General features: G+C 71.7%; 28 protein-coding genes. 22 read left to right on the top strand and 6 right to left on the bottom strand.

Annotated elements, in window-relative coordinates; genetic code table 11:
* The first annotated feature begins 52 nt into the window (after nt 1–52).
* Both dnaJ and OG392_RS17465 read left to right on the top strand, forming a co-directional pair.
* Entirely contained in the window at nt 53–1,234 is a 1,182-nt protein-coding gene (gene dnaJ, locus OG392_RS17470; RefSeq protein ID WP_329280398.1) for a molecular chaperone DnaJ, read from the top strand.
* Nucleotides 1,235–1,238: 4 nt separating this feature from the next.
* Nucleotides 1,239–1,682: a heat shock protein transcriptional repressor HspR gene (locus OG392_RS17465; protein WP_015034631.1), complete on the top strand. Its 444-nt coding sequence runs from the start codon at nt 1,239–1,241 to the stop codon at nt 1,680–1,682.
* A gap of 84 nt (nt 1,683–1,766) precedes the next feature.
* On the opposite strand, the gene OG392_RS17460 is transcribed toward OG392_RS17465, so the two are convergent.
* Together OG392_RS17460 and OG392_RS17455 are read right to left on the bottom strand one after the other, a co-directional pair.
* Nucleotides 1,767–2,240, bottom strand: a complete 474-nt coding sequence (locus OG392_RS17460; protein ID WP_329280394.1) for a hypothetical protein — start codon at nt 2,238–2,240, stop codon at nt 1,767–1,769.
* A 44-nt stretch (nt 2,241–2,284) separates the two neighbouring features.
* Nucleotides 2,285–3,289: a helix-turn-helix transcriptional regulator gene (locus tag OG392_RS17455; protein ID WP_329280392.1), complete on the bottom strand. Its 1,005-nt coding sequence runs from the start codon at nt 3,287–3,289 to the stop codon at nt 2,285–2,287.
* Nucleotides 3,290–3,396: 107 nt separating this feature from the next.
* Here OG392_RS17455 and OG392_RS17450 point away from each other — a divergent pair, with 107 nt between their 5' ends.
* Nucleotides 3,397–3,660, top strand: a complete 264-nt coding sequence (locus tag OG392_RS17450; protein ID WP_329280390.1) for a hypothetical protein — start codon at nt 3,397–3,399, stop codon at nt 3,658–3,660.
* Nucleotides 3,657–3,977 carry a hypothetical protein gene (locus OG392_RS17445; RefSeq protein ID WP_030323603.1) on the top strand — a complete coding sequence of 107 codons (321 nt, stop codon included), beginning with the start codon at nt 3,657–3,659 and terminating at the stop codon, nt 3,975–3,977. The genes OG392_RS17450 and OG392_RS17445 overlap by 4 nt, the downstream gene beginning before the upstream one ends.
* A gap of 116 nt (nt 3,978–4,093) precedes the next feature.
* On the opposite strand, the gene OG392_RS17440 is transcribed toward OG392_RS17445, so the two are convergent.
* On the bottom strand, nt 4,094–4,498 hold the full coding sequence (locus OG392_RS17440; protein WP_329280387.1) for a pyridoxamine 5'-phosphate oxidase family protein: 405 nt from the start codon (nt 4,496–4,498) through the stop codon (nt 4,094–4,096).
* Between the two features lie 122 nt (nt 4,499–4,620).
* Between OG392_RS17440 and clpB the strand changes: the two genes are divergently transcribed.
* Complete coding sequence (clpB, locus tag OG392_RS17435; protein WP_329280385.1) at nt 4,621–7,212, top strand: ATP-dependent chaperone ClpB; 2,592 nt, start codon at nt 4,621–4,623, stop codon at nt 7,210–7,212.
* Nucleotide 7,213: 1 nt separating this feature from the next.
* On the opposite strand, the gene OG392_RS17430 is transcribed toward clpB, so the two are convergent.
* On the bottom strand, nt 7,214–7,666 hold the full coding sequence (locus tag OG392_RS17430) for a hypothetical protein (protein ID WP_329280383.1): 453 nt from the start codon (nt 7,664–7,666) through the stop codon (nt 7,214–7,216).
* A gap of 107 nt (nt 7,667–7,773) precedes the next feature.
* Between OG392_RS17430 and OG392_RS17425 the strand changes: the two genes are divergently transcribed.
* The gene (locus OG392_RS17425; RefSeq protein WP_329280382.1) at nt 7,774–8,310 is read left to right on the top strand and encodes a YbjN domain-containing protein; all 537 of its coding nucleotides are present in this window, start codon (nt 7,774–7,776) and stop codon (nt 8,308–8,310) included.
* A 216-nt stretch (nt 8,311–8,526) separates the two neighbouring features.
* Here the strand turns inward: OG392_RS17425 and OG392_RS17420 are convergent, their stop codons facing one another.
* A complete protein-coding gene (locus OG392_RS17420) occupies nt 8,527–8,985 on the bottom strand; it encodes a hypothetical protein (RefSeq protein ID WP_329280380.1) in 459 nt (152 codons plus the stop codon).
* A 398-nt stretch (nt 8,986–9,383) separates the two neighbouring features.
* Here OG392_RS17420 and OG392_RS17415 point away from each other — a divergent pair, with 398 nt between their 5' ends.
* Together OG392_RS17415 and OG392_RS17410 are read left to right on the top strand one after the other, a co-directional pair.
* A complete protein-coding gene (locus OG392_RS17415) occupies nt 9,384–9,869 on the top strand; it encodes a prevent-host-death family protein (RefSeq protein WP_329280377.1) in 486 nt (161 codons plus the stop codon).
* The gene (locus tag OG392_RS17410) at nt 9,866–10,216 is read left to right on the top strand and encodes a hypothetical protein (RefSeq protein WP_329280374.1); all 351 of its coding nucleotides are present in this window, start codon (nt 9,866–9,868) and stop codon (nt 10,214–10,216) included. The genes OG392_RS17415 and OG392_RS17410 overlap by 4 nt, the downstream gene beginning before the upstream one ends.
* 75 nt (nt 10,217–10,291) lie before the next feature.
* On the opposite strand, the gene OG392_RS17405 is transcribed toward OG392_RS17410, so the two are convergent.
* On the bottom strand, nt 10,292–11,464 hold the full coding sequence (locus OG392_RS17405) for a pyridoxal phosphate-dependent aminotransferase (protein WP_443054799.1): 1,173 nt from the start codon (nt 11,462–11,464) through the stop codon (nt 10,292–10,294).
* Between the two features lie 100 nt (nt 11,465–11,564).
* Between OG392_RS17405 and OG392_RS17400 the strand changes: the two genes are divergently transcribed.
* The 14 genes from OG392_RS17400 to OG392_RS17335 all read left to right on the top strand — a co-directional run bounded on the left by OG392_RS17400 (nt 11,565) and on the right by OG392_RS17335 (nt 25,706).
* The gene (locus OG392_RS17400) at nt 11,565–11,801 is read left to right on the top strand and encodes a hypothetical protein (protein WP_329280370.1); all 237 of its coding nucleotides are present in this window, start codon (nt 11,565–11,567) and stop codon (nt 11,799–11,801) included.
* 288 nt (nt 11,802–12,089) lie between these two features.
* The gene (locus tag OG392_RS17395) at nt 12,090–12,608 is read left to right on the top strand and encodes a DUF2617 family protein (RefSeq protein WP_329280369.1); all 519 of its coding nucleotides are present in this window, start codon (nt 12,090–12,092) and stop codon (nt 12,606–12,608) included.
* Nucleotides 12,609–12,683: 75 nt separating this feature from the next.
* A complete protein-coding gene (locus OG392_RS17390; RefSeq protein ID WP_443054798.1) occupies nt 12,684–14,357 on the top strand; it encodes a polyamine aminopropyltransferase in 1,674 nt (557 codons plus the stop codon).
* A 144-nt stretch (nt 14,358–14,501) separates the two neighbouring features.
* Nucleotides 14,502–15,431 (top strand): SRPBCC family protein, encoded by a 930-nt coding sequence (locus tag OG392_RS17385; RefSeq protein ID WP_329280367.1) that lies wholly within the window; start codon nt 14,502–14,504, stop codon nt 15,429–15,431.
* A 24-nt stretch (nt 15,432–15,455) separates the two neighbouring features.
* A complete protein-coding gene (locus OG392_RS17380; protein WP_329287327.1) occupies nt 15,456–16,241 on the top strand; it encodes an aldose epimerase family protein in 786 nt (261 codons plus the stop codon).
* Nucleotides 16,242–16,251: 10 nt separating this feature from the next.
* Complete coding sequence (gene pyrE / locus OG392_RS17375) at nt 16,252–16,791, top strand: orotate phosphoribosyltransferase (protein WP_329280365.1); 540 nt, start codon at nt 16,252–16,254, stop codon at nt 16,789–16,791.
* Between the two features lie 222 nt (nt 16,792–17,013).
* Nucleotides 17,014–18,036, top strand: a complete 1,023-nt coding sequence (fbaA, locus tag OG392_RS17370) for a class II fructose-bisphosphate aldolase (protein ID WP_329280363.1) — start codon at nt 17,014–17,016, stop codon at nt 18,034–18,036.
* Nucleotides 18,037–18,126: 90 nt separating this feature from the next.
* A complete protein-coding gene (locus OG392_RS17365) occupies nt 18,127–19,293 on the top strand; it encodes a MalY/PatB family protein (protein ID WP_329280361.1) in 1,167 nt (388 codons plus the stop codon).
* Nucleotides 19,294–19,383: 90 nt separating this feature from the next.
* Nucleotides 19,384–20,838 carry an MFS transporter gene (locus OG392_RS17360; RefSeq protein ID WP_329280359.1) on the top strand — a complete coding sequence of 485 codons (1,455 nt, stop codon included), beginning with the start codon at nt 19,384–19,386 and terminating at the stop codon, nt 20,836–20,838.
* Between the two features lie 125 nt (nt 20,839–20,963).
* On the top strand, nt 20,964–21,377 hold the full coding sequence (locus OG392_RS17355; protein ID WP_329280357.1) for a DUF3151 domain-containing protein: 414 nt from the start codon (nt 20,964–20,966) through the stop codon (nt 21,375–21,377).
* 302 nt (nt 21,378–21,679) lie between these two features.
* Complete coding sequence (locus OG392_RS17350; RefSeq protein ID WP_443055077.1) at nt 21,680–22,519, top strand: DUF3152 domain-containing protein; 840 nt, start codon at nt 21,680–21,682, stop codon at nt 22,517–22,519.
* A gap of 123 nt (nt 22,520–22,642) precedes the next feature.
* Nucleotides 22,643–23,500 (top strand): tryptophan 2,3-dioxygenase, encoded by an 858-nt coding sequence (locus tag OG392_RS17345; protein WP_329280353.1) that lies wholly within the window; start codon nt 22,643–22,645, stop codon nt 23,498–23,500.
* Nucleotides 23,501–23,510: 10 nt separating this feature from the next.
* On the top strand, nt 23,511–24,710 hold the full coding sequence (kynU, locus tag OG392_RS17340) for a kynureninase (protein WP_329287325.1): 1,200 nt from the start codon (nt 23,511–23,513) through the stop codon (nt 24,708–24,710).
* A 126-nt stretch (nt 24,711–24,836) separates the two neighbouring features.
* Nucleotides 24,837–25,706, top strand: coding sequence for an alpha/beta hydrolase (locus tag OG392_RS17335; RefSeq protein ID WP_329280350.1), 870 nt, complete (start codon nt 24,837–24,839; stop codon nt 25,704–25,706).

Genomic DNA, 25,706 nt, shown 5'->3' with positions numbered 1-25,706 from the left:
CCAGCCACACAGCGGTGACAGACCCCGGAGCAGTCCGGAAGGAGGGACGTCGATGAGCACGAAGGACTTCGTCGAGAAGGACTACTACAAGGTTCTCGGCGTCCCCAAGGACGCCACCGAGGCCGAGATCAAGAAGGCGTACCGGAAGCTCGCCCGCGAGAACCACCCGGACGCCAACAAGAACGACGCCAAGGCCGAGGAGCGCTTCAAGGAGATCTCCGAGGCGAACGACATCCTCGGCGACCCCAAGAAGCGCAAGGAGTACGACGAGGCCCGCGCCCTCTTCGGGAACGGCGGCTTCCGGGCCGGCGCCCCCGGGGCGGGCGGCTCGTTCAACTTCGACCTGGGTGACCTCTTCGGAGGCACCCAGGGCGGCGCGGGCGGTGGCTTCGGCGGCGGCGGTGGCGGGATCGGGGACGTCTTCGGCGGCCTGTTCAACCGCGGCGCCGGCGGGGGCACCCGTACCCAGCCGCGGCGCGGTCAGGACATCGAGTCCGAGGTGACGCTCAGCTTCACCGAGGCCATCGAGGGCGCGACCGTACCGCTGCGGATGTCCAGCCAGCAGCCGTGCACGGCGTGTTCGGGCACCGGCGACAAGAACGGCACCCCCCGGGTGTGCCCGACCTGCGTCGGCACCGGTCAGGTCTCGCGCGGCAGCGGCGGCGGCTTCTCGCTCACCGACCCGTGCGTCGACTGCAAGGGCCGCGGCCTCATCGCCGAGAACCCCTGCGAGGTCTGCAAGGGCAGCGGCCGGGCCAAGTCCTCCCGCACCATGCAGGTCCGCATCCCGGCGGGGGTCTCCGACAACCAGAAGATCAGGCTGCGCGGCAAGGGGGCGCCGGGGGAGCGCGGCGGGCAGAACGGCGATCTGTACGTCGTGGTGCACGTCGACACCCACCCGGTCTTCGGCCGCAAGGACGACAACCTCACCGTCACCGTGCCGGTCTCCTTCACGGAGGCCGCGCTCGGCGGCGAGATCAAGGTCCCGACCCTCGGGGGCCCCGCGGTCACCCTCAAGCTGCCCGCGGGCACGCCGAACGGCCGGACCATGCGCGCCCGGGGCAAGGGCGCGGTCCGCAAGGACGGCACGCGCGGCGACCTGCTCGTGACGGTCGAGGTCGCGGTGCCCAAGGAGCTGGACGACAAGGCACGTGACGCCCTGGAGACCTATCGCGAGGCGACCGCCTCCGAGGACCCGCGGGCGGAGCTGTTCCAGGCCGCGAAGGGAGCGTGACCCGGTGGACGGGCGCCGACGCAATCCGTACGAACTGACCGACGAGTCGCCGGTGTACGTCATCTCGGTGGCGGCCCAGCTCTCCGGTCTGCACCCGCAGACCCTCCGTCAGTACGACCGTCTCGGTCTGGTCTCCCCGGACCGTACGGCGGGCCGTGGCCGGCGTTACTCGGCCCGTGACATCGAGCTGCTCCGTCAGGTGCAGCAGTTGTCGCAGGACGAGGGCATCAACCTGGCCGGGATCAAGCGCATCATCGAACTGGAGAACCAGGTCGCGGCGCTGCAGAGCCGGATCGCGGAGCTGTCGGCGGCCGTCGACGGCGCGGCGGCGGCGATGCGGCAGCGCGAGGCCCAGGTGCACGCCTCGTACCGGCGCGACCTGGTGCCGTACCAGGACGTGCAGCAGGCGAGCGCGCTGGTGGTCTGGCGTCCGAAGCGCGGCGAGTAGCCCCCGGGAGCGCGGCGAGCGCTTCCCGTATGCCCGAGGCCCCCTTCCACAGCTGTGGAAGGGGGCCTCGGGCATGTGACGTCCCTACGGGATGAGTTCCGCGACGATGTCGCCGACCGTCTCCCACCAGGGCGCCGCCCCCGTGCCGAACGCGGCGGCGAGGGCGGTGCCGACGGTGTGGTCGAGCGGGGTGAGGGCGGCGGCCGGGTCCCAGTCGGCGTCGACCCTGCCGTCCCCGGCGGACTCCAGGGTGCCGAGGGCCTTCCCGTTCCGGGTGAGCCGGCTGTCCACGTGCGAGCAGGGGACGAGCCGGTAGCGGACGCCGCGGACGCGGACGTCCACCCGGTAGGAGCGGCGCAGCAGCCGGGCGCGGGCCGGCTTGATCACGGCGGGTTCCCCGTCCACCGTCAGCGCGAGCAGGGCGGGCTTGCGGGTGCCGATCGGCGTGTGGGTGTCGGGGCGGGCCCCGGGGGCCCGTACGAGCTCCGCGGTGGGCAGGTCGTGCCCGGAGACGCGGAGGGTCCCCGCGGGCCCGTCGAGGTCGATCTGTACGTACACGGTGGCGAGTTGTCCCGTTCGGCGCTGGTCAGGTGTCCGGCTGGTCAGTTGTCTCCCTCGAGGATGCCCGACTGCGCGATCAGGTAGCCGAGCTGGGCCCGGCTGCCGCTGCCGAGGGCGGCGGCGAGTTTGGCGATGTGGGCGCGGCAGGTGCGCACGTTCATGCCGAGGCGGCGGGCGATGGCCTCGTCGACGTGGCCCTCGACGAGGAGTTTGGCGATGGAGCGCTGGACGCCGCCTATGCCGTCCACGGAGGGGCTGTAGGGGATCTCGTCCTCCCACGGCACGCCGTGCAGCCAGAACTGGTCGAAGACGCCGACGAGGTACTGGACGAGGCCCTCGTGGCGGAGTTCGAGGGCGACCTGACGGTCGCTGCGCGCGGGTACGAAGGCGACCTTGCGGTCGACGATGATCAGCCGGTCGACGATCTCCTCGAGGGTGCGCAGGTCGAGTCCGTACGGCGCGACGCGTTCGACGTAGGCCAGCGTGGCGGGATGGTGCCGTGCCGTGTGCTGGTAGAGCGTCCGCATCCGGACACCGCGGTCGAGGAGCGGCTCCATGCGGCGCAGGGCGGCTTCGAGGGTCTCGGGACGGCGGCCGCTGCCGGGCTGGATGGTGAGGAGTTCCTCGGTGCACTCGTTGATGGCGCGGTCGAGGGCGGCGTTGATGACGCTGAGCCCTTCGAGGACCGTGATCGCCTGGGCGCCGGAGGGATCCTGGGTGTGGATCGCCATGAACGGCTCGAAAGCGTCCGCGAGGGCTATCGCGTGCTGCCGTCTGACCTGTATCTCCTGCTCGATGGGGTGCACGAGCTGGTTGAGGGCGATCGACGGCGGTACGGGACGCAGGCACTGGCTGTCGTCCGGGTCCGGGTGCAGGAGGGAGAGTTCCCTCAGGCAGGGGGCGGCTTCGGCGTCCGTTCGGGCTATGCGGCCGGTGCGGAGCGCACTCGCATAGAGCTCCTTGCCCACGTCGCATAGTTCACCGTGACTGTGCTTATGACCGGACTCGTCGCATTCTCGCCTCATTTGCACCCCCCTCAGGGTCATGAATTACAGGAACATGATGCCCGGGTTGGCTGGTGAAAAGGGTCGTGAGTGAGCCATCGTCTTACTCGCGGGGGGGAGGTAGTGATCAAAAGAGGTGGAGATCGGCCATGACCAGGATGGTTCGTGCACTTAGCGCCATAGCCGTTGCGGCGGCTGCTCTCGGCGCACTCGCCGTCGGCGAGCCCTCGTGGGAGAGCACCCCGGCGCATTCCGTGGCAGGGCCGGACGAGCCCTCGTGGGAGAGCAACCCGGCGCACGACGTGGTGGCGGGACCCGGCGAACCCTCGTGGGAGAGCTCTCCCAGGGACGTCGTGCTCGCCGCTCCCTACGAGCCGTCCTGGGAGATCGCTTCCAGGGGCGCGGGGGCGTGACCGTGCCGCCGGACGACCCCAGGTTCCGCCGGGAGATGGCTTCGGCCTACCGGTCAGGGTGGCACTTCGTCGACCTCGCCACGGCCATCCCCCACCGTGGCGACGCGCTGAAGATCACCCTCTTCGGAGAGCCGATCGTGGTGGCACGGGAGCAGGACGAGGACGTCCGCGCCTACCGCTGCCTCCGCCGTCCCCGCGGCGCCCCACAGCCCATCCGCTGTGCCATCCGGTACGGCATGATCTTCGTCAACCTCGACCAGCGTGACCACCAGCTGATCGAGCCCGAGACCATCACCGCCACCCCCCGCAGTGCCTGAGCGATTCCCCCGTCGTTGTAGATCGCTCCGGCACTTCCCCCACACAGCGGCGCCATCGCGGACCTGAAACGCGATGGCGCCGTTGTGCTGCCCCCGTACGGCCGGGGGCCCTTCTCTCAGGCGCGTCCCATCGCCCGCGTCAGCGCGATCTCGATGACGACCCGGTCCGGGTTCTCCGCCGGCGTGCGCCCGTAGCGCTCCGCGTAGCGCCCCACCGCGTCCGCGACGACGTCCGCCTCCGTACGGATGTGTGCCACGCCCTCCAGGGTGGCCCAGCGGCCCTTGTCGACCTGGCAGACCGCGACCCGCGCGCCGTCCGTGCCCGCCGCCAGGACGTTGGCGACCTTCCGGCTGTGCTTGTTCGTGATGACCCGGGCGTATCCGCCCTCGGGGTCGTACGTGACGCCCACCGCCACGACGTGCGGAGTGCCGTCCGGGCGCGGGGTGGTCAGGGTGCACATGTGGTACTCGCGCCAGAAGCTCAGGTACGAGTCGGAGGGGTTCCTCGGGTCGGTCGCCATGCACGGAAACTACCCGGGGCGGAGCCTCCCCCGATACCTTGAGCGCATTCGACTCAACTTTGTGTACCCTGGACGAGTCATAAAGGGAGAGGACCCGTAGCAACCCAGGAGGAGCACCGCACGTGGACGCCGAACTGACCAACCGGAGCCGGGACGCGATCAACGCGGCCAGCAGCCGCGCCGTGTCCGAAGGACACGCCGACCTGACCCCCGCGCACCTTCTGCTGGCGCTGCTCACCGGTCAGGACAACGAGAACATCACCGACCTGCTCGCCGCCGTCGAAGCCGACCAGGCGGTCGTGCGCACCGGCGCGGAGCGGCTGCTCGCCGCCCTGCCGAGCGTCACCGGCTCCACGGTCGCGCCCCCGCAGCCCAGCCGCGACTTCCTCGCGGTCATCGCCGACGCCGACCGGCAGGCCAAGGAACTCGGCGACGACTACCTGTCCACCGAGCACCTCCTCATCGCGATCGCGGCCAAGGGGGGCCAGGCCGGTGAGATCCTCGACGGGCAGGGCGCGAGCGCTTCGAAGCTGCTCGACGCGTTCGAGAAGAGCAGGGGAGGACGCCGGGTGACCACACCCGACCCGGAGGGGCAGTACAAGGCGCTGGAGAAGTTCGGCACGGACTTCACGGCCGCCGCGCGCGAGGGCAAGCTGGACCCGGTCATCGGCCGCGACCACGAGATCCGCCGCGTCGTGCAGGTGCTGTCCCGCCGCACCAAGAACAACCCGGTCCTCATCGGTGAGCCCGGCGTCGGCAAGACCGCCGTCGTCGAGGGCCTCGCCCAGCGGATCGTGAAGGGCGACGTACCCGAGTCGCTGAAGAACAAGCGGCTGGTCTCGCTCGACCTCGGCGCGATGGTCGCCGGGGCCAAGTACCGCGGCGAGTTCGAGGAGCGCCTCAAGACCGTGCTCTCCGAGATCAAGGCGAGCGACGGCCAGATCATCACCTTCATCGACGAGCTGCACACGGTCGTCGGCGCGGGCGCCGGCGGCGACTCCTCCATGGACGCGGGCAACATGCTCAAGCCCATGCTGGCCCGCGGCGAGCTCCGCATGGTCGGCGCGACCACCCTCGACGAGTACCGCGAGCGGATCGAGAAGGACCCGGCCCTGGAGCGCCGCTTCCAGCAGGTCCTGGTCGCCGAGCCCACGGTCGAGGACACCATCGCGATCCTCCGCGGCCTCAAGGGCCGGTACGAGGCCCACCACAAGGTGCAGATCAACGACTCCGCGCTGGTGGCCGCCGCGACCCTCTCCGACCGGTACATCACCTCCCGCTTCCTCCCCGACAAGGCCATCGACCTGGTCGACGAGGCCGCCTCCCGGCTCCGTATGGAGATCGACTCCTCGCCCGTCGAGATCGACGAGCTCCAGCGCTCCGTGGACCGGCTCCGCATGGAGGAGCTGGCCCTCAAGAACGAGACGGACCCGGCGAGCAGGCAGCGCCTGGAGAAGCTGCGGCGCGACCTCGCCGACCGCGAGGAGGAGCTGCGCGGTCTGACCGCCCGCTGGGAGAAGGAGAAGCAGTCCCTCAACCGGGTCGGCGAGCTGAAGGAGCGCCTCGACGAGACCCGCGGCCGCGCCGAGCGCGCCCAGCGCGACGGAGACTTCGACACCGCCTCCAAGCTGCTCTACGGGGAGATCCCGGCCCTGGAGCGGGAGCTGGAGGAGGCCAGCGAGGCAGAGGCCCAGCAGGAGTCCTCCAAGGACACGATGGTCAAGGAGGAGGTCGGCCCCGACGACATCGCGGACGTCGTCGGCGCCTGGACCGGCATCCCCGCCGGCCGTCTCCTGGAGGGCGAGACGCAGAAGCTGCTGCGCATGGAGGACGAGCTCGGCCGACGGCTGATCGGCCAGTCCGAGGCCGTCCAGGCCGTCTCCGACGCCGTGCGCCGCACCCGCGCGGGCATCGCCGACCCCGACCGCCCCACCGGTTCCTTCCTCTTCCTCGGCCCCACGGGCGTCGGCAAGACGGAGCTGGCGAAGGCGCTCGCGGACTTCCTCTTCGACGACGAGCGGGCCATGATCCGCATCGACATGTCGGAGTACGGCGAGAAGCACAGCGTCGCCCGGCTGGTCGGCGCGCCGCCCGGCTACGTCGGATACGAGGAGGGCGGCCAGCTCACGGAGGCGGTCCGCCGCCGCCCGTACAGCGTGGTCCTGCTCGACGAGGTGGAGAAGGCGCACCCGGAGGTCTTCGACGTCCTGCTCCAGGTCCTGGACGACGGACGGCTGACCGACGGGCAGGGGCGGACGGTGGACTTCCGCAACACCATCCTGATCCTCACGTCGAACCTGGGCAGCCAGTACCTCGTCGACCCGCTCACCCCCGCCGACGTGAAGAAGCAGCAGGTCCTGGACGTGGTCAGGGCCAGCTTCAAGCCGGAGTTCCTGAACCGGCTCGACGACCTGGTGGTCTTCTCCGCCCTCGACCGGGCCGAGCTGGGCCGGATCGCGCGGCTCCAGATCGACCGGCTCGCCCAGCGGCTCGCCGAGCGGCGGCTCACCCTGGACGTCACCCCGGAGGCCCTGGAGTGGCTCGCCGAGGAGGGCAACGACCCGGCGTACGGCGCCCGGCCGCTGCGCCGCCTCATCCAGACGGCGATCGGCGACCGGCTCGCCAAGGAGATCCTCGCGGGCGAGGTCCGGGACGGCGACACCGTCCGCGTGGACCGCTTCGAGGACGGCCTGATCGTGGGGCCGGCGCGGTAGCTCAGGTGTCGAAGGCCCGGACACGTACGAGGGCGGTGCCGCCGTCCTCGTACGTGACCCGCAGGTGCACGTACAGCGCTTCGTCGAAGGACACGTCCACGCACCGGTCCTGCTCGCAGGAGAAGGCGGGCTTCCCGGCCGGGTAGGTCGCTTCCAGCCACCCCCCGACCTCGTCGCGGGGCATCCGGAACTCGGCCTCCGCCTGGGTCTCCTGCCAGTGGGCCGCCGTGCAGCGGGCGTCCTCGGCGCTCGCGGGGAGGCTTCCCCGCGCGAAGGTCATCACCTCGGCGCAGTCCACCTGCTCCGGTTCACCGATCTCGCTCCAGGCCATCGCGCCCCAGGCCAGCACGGCCGCGGGCCCGCCGCAGAACACGGTCACCGCCGCCGAGACCCACACCCAGGTCCACGCCCGCGGCTTCACCGGACCGGCCTTCTTCCCCGATTTCTCCCCCATGAGGACCAGATCTTGTCAGCCCGCAGCGGATCGCGGGAGGCGGGGCTTGCCACGAACCGCCCGCGATGGGGGAGGATGGCGAGCATCCGTACGAAGGGAAATACACGGTGAGCATCGACCCGTCCTCGATTCCGAATTTCGGGGGCCAGCCCCAGCCTCAGGCCGCAGGACCGGCGGGCCCCGTCGTCCCCGACCAGGACCTCGTCAAGCAGCTCCTCGAGCAGATGGAACTGAAGTACGTCATCGACGACGAGGGTGACCTCGCCGCGCCGTGGGAGGAATTCCGCACGTACTTCATGTTCCGCGGCGAGGACGAGCAGCAGGTCTTCTCGGTGCGGACGTTCTACGACCGCCCCCACTCGGCCGACGACCGCGCCAAGATCCTCGACGCGATCGACGACTGGAACCGCCGCACCCTGTGGCCCAAGGTCTACACGCACCTGCACGAGGAGGAGGACGGCTCCGCCACCCTCCGCCTCATCGGTGAGGCCCAGATGCTGATCGGCACCGGCGTCGCCCTGGAGCACTTCGTGTCCTCCACGGTCAGCTGGGTCCGCGCCTCCATCGAGTTCGACAAGTGGGTCGTCGAGCAGTTCGGCCTGGAGTCCCCCGAGGACAAGGCCGCGGGCGACGACGAGGCCTGAGCCTCCCCGCACCACCACGAGAGCCCGGCCCCTTCCGAGGGGCCGGGCTCTCGTCGTCCGTGGTGGCCGTCCGCGGTGGTGCGGGCGTGCGCGGGGCTCCTGTCGCCGACGGAGGCCCGCCCGTGCGTCAGGCCAGGCGCTTGAGCCGGGAGACGGCCTCCTCCAGGACCTCGGTCTTCTTGCAGAAGGGCAAGGTAGGAGCATCTGTGCGCAACCTCAGCGTCGGCATGAGCGTTCGGCTTCATCGGCGAGCAGATCTCGGCTTCGCCCCACGCGCGTGGTCAGCTGGACCTGCACGGCAGCTTTGCGGATCACTGCGGAAGATGAGCAGTCGTAGAGAACATGGATGCCGCCTGCTTGGCCGAGATGGAGCATCAGCTTGTCCTCGGGTGTCGGACTGCCGGCAACCTCCGAGAAATCTGCCAGGACGTACTGCGCTCGGATGCCCAGGAGCTGCTCCAACCGTCCGACGTGGGCAGACTCTGCAGCGCCTGTGCCGCGCTGCTCCATCACATGACCGAGGCTCATCAGGCACAGCCCGGTCAGCATGAAGACGATCGCGCAGAGGCGGAGGATCGGTCCCAGCGCCCGATGCTTGCTGGCCAGATGCAGCGTGGGCGCCGCGACGAGAGTTCCGGCTACCAGCATCGTGATCCACAGGCCTTCCCTCAGCATGTTGGTGGGACTCTAGATCAAGGCTGTGGCCGCCCAGGCCGATCCCACCAGCGCTGACAGCGCGAGGGTGCGCAGCCCGGGGTGCTGGCGAGACTGTCGCAGCAGGAAACCCGCCAAGCAGGTGCGGTTCGAACTCGCGGTTATGCCTATGTTGAACAGGCCGGGAAGTGCCAGCAAAGCCGGCACGACCAGGAATCCGAGGAATGCCAGCGATCGCCTGTAGCGCGTCCTTCTTGGCTGGGGTGCGCGAGGTTTCCGCGGCGGGAGAGATGGCTGTCTGCATGGCGGGATGGTGGCTGTTGGGACGGCCTCGAACCCTGGATTCGATCAGAACCTGAGCTTGAGGCGCGACGGCTCAAACACTGGTACTCAGACTGTACTCAGAGTACAGTCTGAGTATGAGCCTCGCTTACCTGGGAGCCGAACCCGAGTCGGTTTCGTTCACTGACCTGTCGAGAAACCCCAAGGCCGTAGCTGCCAGGGCTGCGGCCCTCGGGACTTTGCGCGTCACCCACCGCGATGCGCCCGACATGGTGCTGACGACTGCGATGCACGCGGAGCGCACAGAGGAGAACCTGACGACGGCCTCTCGACTCTTCCTCGCGCTCATGAAGCACGATGACGGGGCCCGGTCGCTTCTGCTGGCTCTGCCCGAAGTCTTCCCGTGGGTGCGGCACCTGGACGACGAAGAGATGCGCGCCTTCACCGTGGAGCTCCTGGAAGCTCTGTCCGACGCGGCGGAGCTGGGTGCCCGGGAGGCCGTACACCGTGCGCTGGTGTCCTGGAGGGCGACGGCTCGTATCAACGCTGATCCGGCGCAGCTCACGGAAGCTCTGCGTCCGCTCGACGGGGATGACCTGGGGCCGGTCGAGGTGGGCGGGTGAGCCCGAAGAAGGGCGATCGTGTCAGTGTTCCACCCCTGAGCGGCTGGAACGTGATCTTCGGGACCACGGAGGCGGTGACGGGGTGGGAGGAGCTGTGCCGCGCCGCACTGCCCAGCGCCCACCGATGCGTGGAGGCGTTGCGCACCGACCCGCTGTCGCGTGACAACTGGAACCGTCAGCACCGGCTACGCGGGAGGCTCGCCACCAAGGAGTGGAAGGGCTCCGCGCTGGAGCAATGGGAGTTCGAGGTTACGAGTGGCGGTCGCGTGCGCTACCTGGTCAGCCCTGAGACGTCGACCGTCATCTTGGTCTACGCATCCACGCGGCACCCCAAGGACACCGAGTAACTCGTAGTTCCCGTGCGGCCCGGGCTCCGGCCTGAGAGGCCGGGCCCTGTGCCTGCACGTCCATCTGGGTCGCGCTCAGCGAGCCAGCCGACCGAGGCGCTCAACCGCCTCTTCCAAAACAACCGTCCGCTTGCAGAAGGCGAAGCGGACGAAGGGGGCGCCGGCCTCGCGGTGGTCGTAGAAGACCGCGTTCGGGATGGCGACGACTCCGGCGCGCTCGGGCAGGGAGCGGCAGAAGGCGAAGCCGTCCTCGGCGCCGAGGGGGCGGATGTCGGTGGTGACGAAGTAGGTGCCGGCGGGCTTGTAGACGGCGAAGCCCGCCTGGGCGAGGCCCTCGCTCAGCAGGTCCCGCTTGGCGGAGAGCTCCGTTCGGAGGGTGTCGAAGTAGGTGGCCGGGAGGCGCAGGGCCTCGGCGATCGCGTACTGGAACGGGCCGGAGGACACGTACGTCAGGAACTGCTTGGCCGAGCGGACCGCGGAGGTCAGCTCGGGGCTCGCGGTGATCCAGCCGACCTTCCAGCCGGTGAACGAGAACGTCTTGCCGGCCGAGCCGATGGTGACCGTGCGCTCGCGCATCCCCGGCAGGGTCGCGATCGGCAGGTGCTCGGCGTCGTCGAAGACCAGGTGCTCGTACACCTCGTCGGTGACGACGAGCAGGTCCCGCTCGACGGCCAGCTCGGCGACGGCGGTCAGCTCGGCCCGGGTGAGGACGGTGCCGGTGGGGTTGTGCGGGGTGTTGAGGAGGATCAGCCGTGTCCGGTCGGTGACGGCGGCCCGCAGTTCGTCGAGGTCGAGGACGTAGGCCCCGTCGTGGGGGCGCAGGGTGACGGGGACCCGGGTCCCGCCGGCCATGGCGACACAGGCGGCGTACGAGTCGTAGTACGGCTCCAGGGCGATCACCTCGTCGCCCGGCTCGACCAGGGCGAGCAGGGCCGCCGCGATCGCCTCGGTGGCGCCCGCGGTGACGAGCACCTCCGTGTCCGGGTCGTAGCCGAGGCCGTAGCGGTCCCGCTGGTGGTCGGCGATCGCCGACCGCAGTTCGGGGACGCCGGGGCCGGGCGGGTACTGGTTGCCGGGGCCGTCCCGCAGCGCGCGGACCGCCGCCTCCCTGATCTCCTCGGGGCCGTCGGTGTCGGGGAAGCCCTGACCGAGGTTGATCGCCCCGGTCCTGGCGGCGAGCGCGGACATCTCGGCGAAGATCGTCGTCCCGAACTCGGCGAGGCGGCGGTTGAGCGGCGGTCGTGTCATGACGGCCATCCTGCGGCGAAGCTCTGGACTTCCTCAAGTGCGCTTTGACGGGACGGGGGAGAGGGAATCTCCCTCGCACAAGCGAACGGGGGTAGTACTGATGGGAATCTTCACCATCTTCTTCATCTTCCTGGGCGTCGTGGTCGCCGTGGGGCTCGTCTCCGTGTTCCGGGGGGCGTTCCGCAGCAGCGGGCCGCGGCGACGGCACTCGCGGTCGAGCGGCAGCGTCACCTGGGCGGACGGCGGCGGGAGCGGGGGAGGCTGCGGGTCATCGAGTTCCTGCGGCGGATCCAGCTCCTGCGGGGGCGGCGGGGGCGGCTGCGGCGGCAGCAGCTGAGCGCGGAGCGGCTTCCCAGCCGTGTGGCACGTGACGTGGGCAATCCACGGGGACTTGTCGATCGATTCTGATTGAACAATTGAACTGTGGGGTCCCCGAAGGGGTTGGAAAACACAGCAAGTTGGGTAAAAACGCTGCGAGTCGTCCGGCGTCCGTGGTTCTCTCGCTCCTGACAGAGACAGCCCTCGGACCGTGTGTGGACCCGAGTCGGCGATTCCCCACTCCCGTTGAACCCTTCTCCGGGGCGCCCCCGGCCCACCCGTCAAACCGTGTTTGCGGAGCCGACCCATGCTCACCACCCTGAAAACCTCCTACACCGACACCCGCGCGGCCGATCTGGCCTGGGCCCTCGGGCGCGAGCCGCTGCCCGCCCTGGCCGTCCTCGACCTCGAACTCTCCGGCGCCAAGCTGCAGTTGAGGCTGCTCGGCGCCTCCCATCAGGTGCTCCTGGAGGAGGAGGGCCGCAGTTGTTCGGAGACCGTCGCCTGCATGCCGGGCAACAGCACCCCGCTGCCGCTCGGCGTCTCCAGGCGCGTCGGCGAATGGGAGTACGAATTCGCCGCCCGCGTCGAGACGCTCTCGCACGGCTCCTTCGCGGGCCGGGCACAGGAGTTGCTGGCGCTCGTCGCCGACCACCCCAACGGACTCGCGGGGACCTTTCCCGGCTCCCCGCACGCCTTCACGGCGATGCTGGCGCAGCGCCACGAGGGCCAGGTGCGCTGGCGCACCTGGCACGCCTACCCGCAGGAAGGGCAGTTGGTGGTGACCAGGACGCGTATCGGCGTACGTATGCCCGCAACGCTCTGATACGCCCTCTCGGAGCCCCAGATCCACTCGTGTGGGTGACAGGGGGCACCTTGGTCGTGACGTAGCGTTACGGTCATGATCGAGCCGACCGTGACCATGCCACCCAAGAGGGTGCGGCGGGCGCCCGTGCGGCGGCCCGCCCCGCCGCGCGGGACGGTGCGGTTCCCGGTCCTCGCGGTGGTCTTCGTCTGCGCCGCCTGCGGCCTGGTCTACGAACTCGAACTGGTCGCGCTCGCCTCCTACTTGATCGGCGACTCGGTCACCCAGGCCTCCGTCGTGCTCTCCGTCATGGTCTTCGCCATGGGGGTGGGCTCGCTCCTCGCCAAGGCGCTGCGCTGCCGGGCCGCCGTCGGCTTCGGCCTGGTCGAGGCCGGGCTCGCGCTCGTCGGCGGCACCTCGGCGATGGTGCTGTACGCGGCCTTCGCCTGGTTCGGCGAATCGCGGTACGTCCTCGTGGCGTTCTCGCTGGCCATCGGGGTTCTCATCGGTGCAGAGATCCCCCTCCTGATGTCGCTGATACAACGGGGCGACCGGTCGGGGCGGTCCGGGCGGAAGGCCTCGCTCGGGGAGCAGGACGACGCCGCCGGGACCGTCGCCGACCTCTTCGCCGCCGACTACGTCGGTGCCCTGGTCGGCGGTCTCGCCTTCCCCTTTCTGCTGCTGCCCTGGCTCGGGCAGCTCACCGGCGCCCTCGTCACCGGCGCGGTCAACGCCGTGGCGGGCGGCGGCCTCGTGCTCTGGGTGTTCCGCCACGACCTGACCTCCCGCTCCCGCGCCCTGCTCGTCGCGGTGAACGTGTCGGTCCTCGCCGTCCTCGCCACGGCGACCGTGCTCGTCGACGACTTCGAACAGGCCGCCCGCCGGGCGGTGTACGGGGAGCGGGTGCGGGTCGCGGTCCACACCGACCTCCAGGAGATCGTCGTGACCGGGGGCCCCGAGGGCCCGCCCGACCTGTTCCTCGACGGCCGCCTCCGGGTGGCCGGCCAGGACGAGTACCGCTACCACGAGGCCCTCGTCCATCCCGCGATGAACGGCGGGCACGCCCGGGTGCTGATCGTCGGCGGCGGGGACGGCATGGCCGCCCGGGAGGCCCTGCGGTACCCCGGGGTCCGCTCCGTCACCGTCGTGGAACTCGACCCGGGAGTCGTCCGCCTGGCCCGGACGGACCCGGCCCTCGCCTCGCTCAACGGTCAGGCGTTCCGGGACCCGCGCGTCCGGGTGGTCTACGCGGACGCGTTCCACTGGCTCCGGGGGGCCACGGGTCATCTGCAGGAACGGTACGACGTGGTGATCTCCGATCTGCCCGACCCCGGGATCACCCCCAGCGCCAAGCTGTACGCGCAGGAGTTCTACGGGCTCGTGGCCCAGGTCCTCACCCCCTCCGGACGGTTCGCCGTGCACGCCGGGTCGGTCGGCGACCGGCCCCGCACCTACTGGACCGTGGACGCCACCCTGCGCGCGGCCGGCTTCGCGACCCGCCCCTACAGCGCGAGCGGCCGCACCCCCGGCTTCGCCGCCGGACCCGACCGCGCCGACAACTCCGGCGGTACGGGGCGGGGGCCCGGCGACTGGGGCTTCCTCCTGGCCGTACCGGGCAGCCGCCCGCCCGTCCTCGGCCTCGCCCCCGACGCGCCCCGGCTGCGTTCGCTCGGCGAGGACGTCCTGGCGGCCGCGGCGCGCCGCGCGGAGCGCGGCCGGGGTACCGAACCGCCCCCGTCGACGCTGGTGCACCCGAGGTACGGAGGGTGAAGGTTTCGGCAGGGGCAGGGGCAGGGCACGGGCCGGGGCGCGGGCCCGGGCGAGGGCGGGAGGCGGTGGCACCGGCGGCGCGGGAAACCGGGTTCCGTGCCGAACGGGCGACGCCGCGCCCCCGTCTGAGTAGGCTCGGCTTCCATGGAGCATGAGGTGTTCGTCCCGGTCCCGGCAGAGGTTCTGCGTGCGACGCTCACGGACCCGGCGCGGGTGGTCCGCTGCGTCCCCGGTCTCCAGCGCGACGCCGACGCGGAGGCGAGCCCCCTCACGGGCCGGCTCAAGGTGCGAGTGGGCGGCAACACCATCACCTACCGGGGCGGCCTGAAGGTCGTCGAGCGGGACGGCGCCATCACCTACGAGGGCCAGGGAACCGAGGCCCGTGGCAAGGGCACGGCGGAGCTGTCGCTCACCGTGGTCCTCACTCCGGTGGCCGAGGGCACCAGCCTGAGCTTCACGGGCGGCCTGACGGCGGCCGGCCGGCTCGCCGAGGCGACCGACGAGGCCCGGTCCACGGCGGGCGTCCGGATGCTCGACAAGTTCGCGGAGGCGCTGGCGGCGCTGGCGGAACAGCCGGAGGAGACGACTCCGGACGGGGCGACCGATGCCGACGACGCCGCCGACGCGGGTGCCGCCACCGGTACCGGCACCGATGCCGACGACGCCGCCGACGCATCCGGCACCGACAACGCCGCCGCCGCCGACGCCGTCGTCGAGGCCGATTCCGACGACGACGGGGTCGACGACGGGGTGGAAGAGCCGCGCCGGAGTTCCGTCTTCGACGCGCCCGTCCCGCCGCCCTCCCTCGACCCCCTCCTGGACGAGAACCTCGCCGACACGCCCATCGAGTTCCCCGCCCCGCAGCCCGCCGCCGAAGCCGCCCACGCCCGCCGGACCATGATCGGCCGAAGCGCCGAGGAGGTCGACCACGCGCCGCCGCGCGGCCGGTACGCGCCCGTTCCCGCGCCCGAGTCGTCGAGTGCCGGTGCCACCCTGCGCTGGATCGCCCCGGCCGCGGCCCTCGCGCTCGCCTCCGCCGTGGTCGTCGGCCGCGCCCTGCGCCGACGCCGCTGACACGATTAGGGTCGGGGCGTGAGCATGCAGACGCGACTGACGGCGGGCGACGCCGAGTTGACCATCAGCCCCGAGAACGGCTGCCGGATCGAGAGCCTGCGCATCGGCGGCGCCGAGGTGCTGCGCCAGGGCGAGCGGTTCGGGACCTTCCCGATGGTGCCCTGGTGCGGGCGGACCGAGAACGGCCGCTTCCGTAACGGGGCCACCAGCCATCAGCTGCCGGTGAACGCACCCCCGCACGCCATCCACGGCACCGTCCGGGACCTCGCCTGGAAGACCGCGCGGGTCTCCGCGACCGAGGCCGTCTTCACCTGCGAGCTCGACGACCCGTGGCCGTACCGGGGAACGGTCACCCAGGTCTTCGAGCTGGCCGAGGACGCCCTCACCCTCCGCTTCGGCGTCGAGACCTACGACGACTCCTTCCCGGCCCAGGCCGGCTGGCACCCCTGGTTCCTGCGGAACCTCGGCCGGGGAGGCCAGGACGTGCGCCTCGACTTCACCCCGGCCTGGCAGGAGGAGCGCGGTGACGACCACCTGCCGACCGGCCGCCGGATCGACCGCACGCCCGGCCCCTGGGACGACTGCTTCGGCATGCCCGAAGGCGTCGACGTCACCCTCACCTGGCCGGAGGAGCTGGAGCTGAAGGTCACCAGCCGCGCCGAGTGGGTGGTGATCTACGACGAGCCCGAGGAGGCCGTCTGCGTCGAGCCGCAGTCCGGCCCGCCGAACGGCCTCAACACCCACCCGCGTCTGGTCACCCCGATCGACCCCCTGGAGGTCGAGAGCACCTGGCGCTGGCGGCGGCTCTAAGCTGCTCAGCATGACTGACGTACGCGCTGAGCTGCTCCAGCAGATCAAGGACAAGGCCGTGGTGCACGGCAAGGTGACCCTCTCCTCGGGTCTGGAAGCCGACTACTACATCGACCTGCGCCGGATCACGCTGGACGGCGAGGCCGCTCCGCTGGTGGGTCAGGTCATGCTCGACCTGACGGCCGACCTGGACTTCGACTGCGTCGGCGGTCTGACCCTGGGCGCCGACCCGGTCGCGACCTCGATGCTGCACGCCTCCGCCGCGCGCGGACAGCGACTGGACGCCTTCGTCGTCCGGAAGGCCCAGAAGGCGCACGGCATGCAGCGCCGTATCGAGGGCACGGACGTCAAGGGCCGTCGCTGCCTCGTGGTCGAGGACACCTCGACCACCGGCGGCTCGCCGCTGACCGCCGTGGAGGCCGTCCGCGAGGCCGGCGGCGAGGTCGTCGCGGTGGCCACGATCGTCGATCGGGGCGCCGCCGAGGCCATCGCCGGGGCGGATCTGGCCTACCTCACCGGCTACCAGCTGGCCGATCTCGACCTGGCGTAACCGCCGCGAAGTCGTGACTTAGGTCCCGGACAGCGGTGATAACTGTCCTGACCTGGGTTTTTACCAAGGGGCGGGGTGTTTCACGTGAAACACCCCGCCCCTTGGCATGCCGGGCCCGTGGGAGCCCACAGAAGAGTCTGGAAGGATGGGCGTCGACGATGACGTCGCCCCCAGGTCAGGGACAGCAACGCACACACCCCGCACATCACAAGGAGCGGACGAATGCCCATCGCAACCCCCGAGGTCTACAACGAGATGCTCGACCGGGCGAAGGCAGGCAAGTTCGCCTACCCGGCCATCAACGTGACTTCGTCCCAGACCCTGCACGCCGCCCTGCGCGGCTTCGCGGAGGCCGAGAGCGACGGCATCATCCAGATCTCGACCGGCGGAGCCGAGTTCCTGGGCGGCCAGTACAACAAGGACATGGTCACGGGCGCCGTTGCCCTGGCCGAGTTCGCGCACATCGTCGCCGCGAAGTACGACATCACGGTCGCGCTGCACACCGACCACTGCCCGAAGGACAAGCTGGACAGCTACGTCCGTCCGCTGATCGAGGTCTCCGCCGAGCGCGTCGCCCGCGGCGAGAACCCGCTGTTCCAGTCGCACATGTGGGACGGCTCCGCCGAGACCCTCGCCGACAACCTGGCCATCGGCCAGGAGCTGCTCGCGAAGGCCGCCGCGGCCAAGATCATCCTTGAGGTCGAGATCACCCCGACCGGTGGCGAGGAGGACGGCGTCAGCCACGAGATCAACGACGAGCTGTACACCACGGTCGACGACGCGCTCCGCACCGCCGAGGCCCTCGGCCTGGGCGAGAAGGGCCGCTACCTGCTCGCCGCCTCCTTCGGCAACGTGCACGGCGTCTACAAGCCGGGCAACGTCGTCCTCCGCCCGGAGCTCCTCAAGGACCTCCAGGCCGGTGTCGCCGAGAAGTACGGCAAGGCGTCCCCGTTCGACTTCGTCTTCCACGGCGGCTCGGGCTCCACGGCCGAGGAGATCGCCACCGCCCTGGAGAACGGCGTCGTGAAGATGAACCTCGACACCGACACCCAGTACGCCTTCACCCGTCCGGTGGCGAACCACATGTTCAAGAACTACGACGGTGTCCTGAAGGTCGACGGCGAGGTCGGCATCAAGTCGACCTACGACCCGCGCACCTGGGGCAAGCTGGCCGAGGCCGGCATGGCCGTCCGGGTGACCGAGGCGTGCGCCGCGCTGCGCTCGACCGGCACCAAGCTGAAGTAAGCGCTGCATCACGCGTTGTACGAGCGGCCCGGTGCCCCCACTCTGGCGTGGGGGTGCCGGGCCCTCGGCCTGTCTGGAGGAGAGAAGACGGTGACGACGTACGACTTCGACCGGGAGATCGACCGACGCGGTACCTGGTCGGTCCAGTGGGACGGGATCGCGGACCGCTTCGGCGTCCCCGACCTGCTTCCCTTCACCATTTCCGACATGGACTTCGCCTCCCCGCCGGAGGTGCTCGCGGCCCTGCGCGAGCGCGTCGACCACGGGGTCTTCGGCTACACCGACTGGCGGCTCGGCGAGTTCCGCGAGGCGATACGCCACTGGCACGCCACCCGGTACGGGGCCGACACCGACCCGGACTCCCTGGTGTACGCGCCCTCCGTGCTGAACCAGCTCTCCCAGCTGCTGCGGATGTGGACCGCGCCCGGCGACGGCGTCGTCGTCCACACCCCCACGTACGACGGCTTCCGCAAGGCGGTCACGGGGCTCGGACGCGAGCTGCGCGGCGTCCCGCTCGGCGACGCCGAGGCCCTCGAACGGGAGCTGGCCCGGCCCGACAGCACGGTCCTGCTGCTCTGCTCCCCGCACAACCCGACCGGCCGGGTGTGGACGGAGGACGAGCTCCGGGAGTTCGCCGCGCTCGCCGAGCGCCACGGCGCGGCCGTCGTCAGCGACGAGATCCACGCCGACCTGACCACCGAGGGCCACCGCCACATCCCGTGGACCCGGATCGCCGAGCGGGGCCGGGGCAGCCGCTGGGCGCTGGTCACCTCGGCCACCAAGGCGTTCAACTTCCCCGCGCTCTCCGGCTCGTACGGGATCATCGGCGACCCCGACGAGCGCGCGGCCTTCGTCCGGCGCATGGAGACCGGCGAGGGGCTCGCCTCGCCCGCCGTGCTCTCGCTGACCGCCCACATCGCCGCGTACCGGCACGGGGCGCCCTGGCTGGACGAGCTGCGCGCCTATGTGGCGGGCACGATGGAGTCGGTCCGGGAGCGGCTGGCGGAGGGCCTTCCGGGGGTGGTCTGGGAGCCCCCGCAGGCCGGCTACCTCGCCTGGATCGACCTGCGGCCGCTCGGCATCGAGGAGACCCGGCTCCAGGAGGAGCTGGTGACCGTCGAGAAGGTCGCGATCATGCCGGGCGGGGTCTACGGCACGCCCGGCTTCGTCCGGCTGAACGTCGGCTGCACCCGCAAGAAGGCGGAGCGGGGTGTGGACGCCCTGGTCAGGGCGGCGGGACGGCTGCGCACCACCTGAGGCCCGGCGCCGCCGGAGGGCGGGGCGGATCACGGAGGGCGGGGCGGGTCTCGGAGGGCGGGGCGGCGCGCTTCGCGGGACCATGCTGGCATGGGCGAGCGGGACGTGCGGATGGCTTCGAGGGCCGGGCGATGGATCGTGTTCGCGACCGTCCTCGGCTCCGGCATGGCGCTGCTCGACTCCACGGTCGTCAATGTGGCACTGCCGCACATCGGCGAGGACCTGGGCGCCGACCTGGCCGTTCTCCAGTGGACGGTCAACGCCTACATGCTCACCCTGGCCGGTCTGATCCTGCTCGGCGGATCGCTCGGCGACCGGTTCGGGCGACGCCGGGTCTTCGTGATCGGCGTGGTGTGGTTCGCGCTCGCCTCGCTCCTGTGCGGCCTCGCCCCGAACGCCGGGGTGCTCATCGCCGCCCGCGCCCTCCAGGGCGTGGGCGGGGCGCTGCTCACCCCCGGGTCCCTGGCGCTGATCCAGGCGAGTTTCCACGAGGACGACCGGGCCAGGGCGGTCGGGCTGTGGTCCGGCTTCGGCGGTGTGGGGGCGGCGATCGGGCCGTTCGTGGGCGGCTGGCTGGTGGACGGGCCGGGCTGGCGGTGGGTGTTCCTGCTGAACGTGCCGCTCGCCGCCCTCTGCGTCCCCGTCGCGCTGAAACACGTCCCCGAGTCGAGGGACGAGACCGCGCACGGCCGCTTCGACGTGCTCGGCGCGGTCCTGGGCGCGGCGGGGCTCGCGCTGGTGACGTACGCGCTGATCGGCGAGGCCTGGTGGGCCGGGGTGGCCGGGGTCCTCGTCGGTGCCTGGTTCGTGCTGGTGGAGCGGCGGCGCGGGGAGCGGGCGATGGTGCCTCCGTCGATCTTCGCGTCCCGGATGTTCACCGCGGTCAACCTGGTCACCCTGTGCGTGTACGCCGCTTTCGGCGGATTCTTCTTCCTGGCGGCGCTCCAGCTCCAGGTGGTGGCCGGCTACTCGGCGCTGGGTGCCGGTACGGCCCTGCTGCCCACGACCGTTCTGATGCTGCTGCTCTCGGCGAAGTCCGGGGAGCTTGGGGAGCGGATCGGGCCCCGGATCCCGCTCACGGTGGGGCCGCTGCTGTGCGCCGCGGGCATGCTCCTGATGCTGCGGGTCGGTGAGGACGCCTCGTACGTACGGGACGTGCTGCCGGCCCTGCTGGTCCTCGGGCTCGGGATGACGGCCCTGGTCGCCCCGCTGACCGCGACGGTGCTCGCCTCGGTGGACGTGTCCCGGGCGGGCCTGGCCAGCGGCATCAACAACGCGGCGGCGCGGGCGGCCGGGCTGCTCGCGGTGGCCGCGCTGCCGATGCTCGCGGGGATGGGCCCGGAGGCGTACCTGTCGGCGGAGGAGTTCGGGGCGACGTTCCGGCGGGCGATGCCGATGTGTGCGGGGATCCTGGTGGTGGGGGCGGTGCTGGCGTGGACGACGATGCGGAGGCCGGTGGCCGCGGACTGCCACCCGGAGTGCAAGGTGCACTGCGGGGTGACGTCCCCGCCGCTGGACCCGGGCCGGCGCGACGCCTCGGGCTGAGGAGGCGCCCGACGCCTCCGTTCGCCCCGGCCGGGGACGGCCGGGGCTTCCGTCGCCGGTGACCGGCGCGTGATGCTTCCCCGTCGGCGGGCCTCCGGCGGGCGGGACTGAGGCAGACTGGCCCCATGGCCATGCATGAGAACCTCCTGGGGGGACCGGCCCCCACCCACCTGCCCGACGACCCCGGTCCGCGCGAGCTGCTCGCGAACGGTACGGCGCCGGCGGACGTCGCCGCGAAGTACCCGACCTCCTCGCTCGCCTGGGCCCAGCTCGCGGACGACGCGTACGAGCGCGGCTCGGTCGTCGAGTCGTACGCCTACGCCCGTACCGGCTACCACCGCGGCCTCGACGCGCTGCGCCGCAACGGCTGGAAGGGCCACGGCCCCGTGCCGTGGGAGCACGAGCCGAACCGCGGCTTCCTGCGCGCCCTGCACTCGCTGGCCCGCGCGGCCGGCGAGATCGGTGAGAAGGACGAGTTCGAGCGCTGCACGACCTTCCTGCGGGACTCCTCGGAGACCGCGGCGGAGACGCTCGGCTGACCCCGCCCGACGGCTGAGAACGGCCGGATTTCCCCTGCTCCGGCGGACCGGGGGAAATCCGGACAGACTCCCCGGCCCGTTCGAGACTGTTCGATCGGGGCCGGTACGATCCCCGGTACCGCAGGACCGAACACGCCGGTACCGAGGCCCCGTTGTCCTCTTCCCCCACTGCCGGCCGACGCAGGGGAGAGTCTGTCGTGGGCAAGCGTGCCGCATCCGCAGGACGGCGACGAACACGCGCCCGGCGGCGGGCCGGAGGGGGCCGCGGCCCGGCCGGCCGGCTCCTCCTGCCGACGCTGGTCCTGATGACGGTCGCGCTCGGCGCCGGCGTCGCCCTCGCCCACTTCGACGGCCCGCCGGTCGAGGACACGGCGGCCGAGGCCGCCGTCCCCGCGCCGACGGCGACCACCGAGAGCCCGGCGCCGCGGACCACCGCGCCCACCCCCAGGCCCACGAGGGCGAAACCGAAACCGCCGCCGAGACCGAAACCGAGGCCGACCCCGCCCCCGTCACCGGACACGGCACCGACGCCGCCTCCGAAGCCGCAGACGAAGCCGGTCGAGCCGCCCACCGTGCCGAAGTCCGGCGCCGGGACCTTCACCACCGCGCAGGCCTCCGGGGCGCCGGTCGGCGACAGCGGCGAGCTGCGCCGCTACCGGGTCGAGGTCGAACAGGGCATCGAGCTGGACGCCCGCGGGGCGGCCACCGAGATCCAGCGGATCCTGGCGCATCCGCGCGGCTGGGCCGCGCACGGCCGGGGCCGCTTCCAGCTGGTCTCGGAGGACGCCGACTTCGTCATCCGGATCGCCACCCCGGACACCGCCGACGCGCTCTGTCTGCGGCAGGGCCTGGACACCCACGGCGAGCTGAACTGTGAGACCACCGACGGGGTCGTGGTGAACCTCAGACGGTGGATGCTGGGCTCGCCGACCTTCGCGGGGGAGGCCGCCGAGTACCGGCACCTGATCATCAACCACGAGGTCGGGCACGAGATCGGCCTCCGGCAGCACCTGGGCTGCCCGGGTCCGGGCAGGCCGGCGCCCGCGATGATGCAGCAGATCAAGGGCCTGGACGGATGTCGGTCGAACGCATTTCCGTATGACGAAGACGGGAGCTACATCACCGGGCCGATCGTGTCATGATGCGCTTGGGACGGCGCGCGACGAAGCCCGCCTCCCGAGGGGACCGGGGCTCCCGTGACGCACGGACGACGTGCGCACGGTGGAGCAGACCGCTACCCGGTAGTTCGTATCGAGGAGACAGAAATGTCACTCTCCCCGGGTAATCCCGATTCCGGAGCAGGTTCGGCCACCAACGCCCCGAACCTCGACTTCGCCGGCACGACGCCGTACGAGGACTACGTCCAGGCGGACGTCCTCACCCACCTCCAGCACCTCCGCTCGGACGACCCCGGCGAGATGGTCTTCCTGGTCACCACCCAGGTCATGGAGCTGTGGTTCACCGTGATCGTCCACGAGTGGGAGACCGCGAGCCGTGCCCTGCGCGAGGACCGCGTCCCCGTCGCGATGGACGCGCTCAAGCGCTCCGTGCGCGAGCTGGACGCCCTCAACCACTCCTGGCGGCCGCTCGCCCAGCTCACCCCCGCCCAGTTCAACGCCTACCGCGCCGCGCTCGGCGAGGGCTCCGGCTTCCAGTCCGCGATGTACCGGCGGATGGAGTTCCTGCTCGGCGAGAAGTCCGCGTCCATGCTCGTCCCGCACCGGGGCGCGCCCCGCGTGCACGCCGAGCTGGAGAAGGCGCTCCACGAGCCGAGCCTGTACGACGAGGTCCTCGGCCTGCTCGCCCGGCGCGGCCTGCCCGTCCCGGCCGCCGTCCTCGGCCGCGACCTCGCGCAGCGGTACGAGCCCTCGGCCGAGGTCGAGGCCGTCTGGGCCGGGATCTACGCGGACGCCGACCAGAACGGCGAGCTCGTGCGGCTCGGCGAGGCGCTCAGCGACGTCGCCGAACTGATCTGGCGATGGCGCAACGACCACCTGGTGGCGACCCGCCGCGCGATGGGCTCGAAGACCGGCACGGGCGGCTCGGCCGGCGTGGCCTGGCTGGAGAAGCGGGCGCAGAAGAACGTCTTCCCGGAGCTCTGGACGGCGCGCAGCCATGTCTGAGACCGATGTCATGGCAGACCTCCAGAAGAAGGCCCGCGCCCTCGACACCGCCGACGAGCTGGGCAAGCACCGCGAGAAGTTCGCCCTCGACGCCGGCACCGTCTACCTCGACGGCAACTCGCTCGGCGCGTTGCCCGCCCACGTCCCCGCCCGGATGGCCGATGTCATCACCCGCGAGTGGGGCGAGCTGCGCATCCGCTCCTGGGACGAGTCCGGCTGGTGGACCGCTCCCGAGCGGATCGGCGACCGGATCGCCCCGATCGTCGGCGCCGCTCCCGGACAGATCGTGGTCGGCGACTCGACCAGCGTGAACGTCTTCAAGGCGGTCGTCGCGGCGGCCCGGCTGAGCGCCGACGACCGCGACGAGGTCCTCGTCGACGCGACGACCTTTCCCACGGACGGGTACATCGCGGAGTCCGCGGCGCGGATGACGGGCCACCGGATCGTGCCCGTCGACCCGGCCGGCATGGCCGCGGCGGCCGGCCCGCGGACGGCCGCCGCCCTCGTCAACCACGTCGACTACCGCAGCGGCCGCCGCCATGACCTGCCCGGCCTCACGGCCGCGCTGCACGCGGCGGGCGCGCTCGCCGTCTGGGACCTGTGCCACAGCGCGGGCGCCCTGCCGGTCGGCCTGGACGCGCACGGGGTCGACCTGGCCGTCGGCTGCACGTACAAGTACCTGAACGGCGGGCCCGGTTCGCCGGCCTACCTGTATGTCGCCGAGCGTCACCAGGCCGCGTTCGACTCGCCGCTGCCGGGCTGGAACTCGCACACCGACCCGTTCGCCATGACCCCCGGGTACCAGGCGGCCGAGGGTGCCGTACGAGGCCGGGTCGGGACGCCCGACATCCTCTCGATGCTGGCCCTCGAAGCGGCGCTGGACGTCTGGGACGGCGTCGCGATCGAGGACGTACGGGCCAAGTCCCTTGCGCTCACGGACTTCTTCCTGGAGTGCGTGCGCGCGTACGTGCCGGAGGGCCGTGTCACCTCCGTGACGCCGGAGGCGCACGAGGAGCGCGGCAGCCAGACCGCGCTCGCCTGTGAGAACGCTCCCGCCGTCATGGCCGAGCTGATCAAGCGAGGTGTCGTCGGCGATCTGCGCCGCCCCGACATCCTGCGGTTCGGCTTCACCCCGCTGTACGTCGGCTTCGCGGACGCGGAGCGGGCGGCGCGGGTCCTCTCGGAGGTCCTGGCGGACCTGCCCGTCTGAGGCCTCGTGCGCGCGGCGCACGGTCTCGTACGGTCCGATGATCGCCCGATCTGCGGGGGCTCCACTCCTGGTACCGTCCCCGCAGGTCAGGCCAATTCGGCCTCGTATCCGAGAGGTTGGAACAGCATGCCGGACCCCGCCGCGCGCGCCGCCGCCGAAGAGGCCTCGGCCTTCTCGCACCCGGCCGTCCCCCCGGACGGCTCCGCCGCGTACGGCGGCCACCCGGACCAGGTGATCGACTTCTACGCCCCGCGCGGCGGACCGGCCCGGGCGCCGCTCGTGGTCGCCCTGCACGGCGGGGCGTGGCGGGCCCCGTACGACCGGCGGCACCTCACCCCGTTCGTGGACTTCCTGGCCCGGCGTGGCTTCGCCGTGGCGAACGTCGAGTACCGGCGCGGCAGCGACATCCCCCGTCAGGGTGGTGCCACCCCGGTCGCCGGGCGCTGGCCCGAGACCTTCGACGACGTGGCGGCGGCGCTCGACGCCCTGCCCCGACTCGCCGCCGTACATCTGCCGCAGGCCGACACCGACCGGATCGTGCTCACCGGCCACTCGGCGGGCGGCCAGCTCGCCCTCTGGGCCGCCGCCCGGCACGTCCTGCCCGTCGGCTCCCCGTGGCGGCTGCCCGCCCCGCCCGCGCTCCGCGGGGTCGTCGCCCTCGCCCCGATCGCCCACTTCGGCCGGTCGGTCGAGCTGGGGGTGTGCGGCGGCGCGGTCACCGAACTGCTCGGCGGCCCTTCCTCGTACGAGGAGCGGGCGGCCCACACCGACCCCTCGGTGCTGCTGCCGACCGGGATCGCGACCACCGTCGTCCAGGGCCGTACGGACGTCGACGTGCCGTACGCCGTCGTCGACGCCTACGCCGAGGCGGCCGCGAAGGCGGGCGAGACGGTCGGTGTGACGCTCCTCGAGGAGGTCGGCCACTTCCCGCTGATCGATCCGGCGGCGGACGCGTGCGCGGTGGTGGCGGAGGAGATCGCCCAACTGGCCTGGTGA

The sequence above is a fragment of the Streptomyces sp. NBC_00691 genome, from assembly GCF_036226665.1.
Lineage (GTDB): Bacteria > Actinomycetota > Actinomycetes > Streptomycetales > Streptomycetaceae > Streptomyces.
This window is presented reverse-complemented; position numbering and strand designations above follow the sequence as displayed.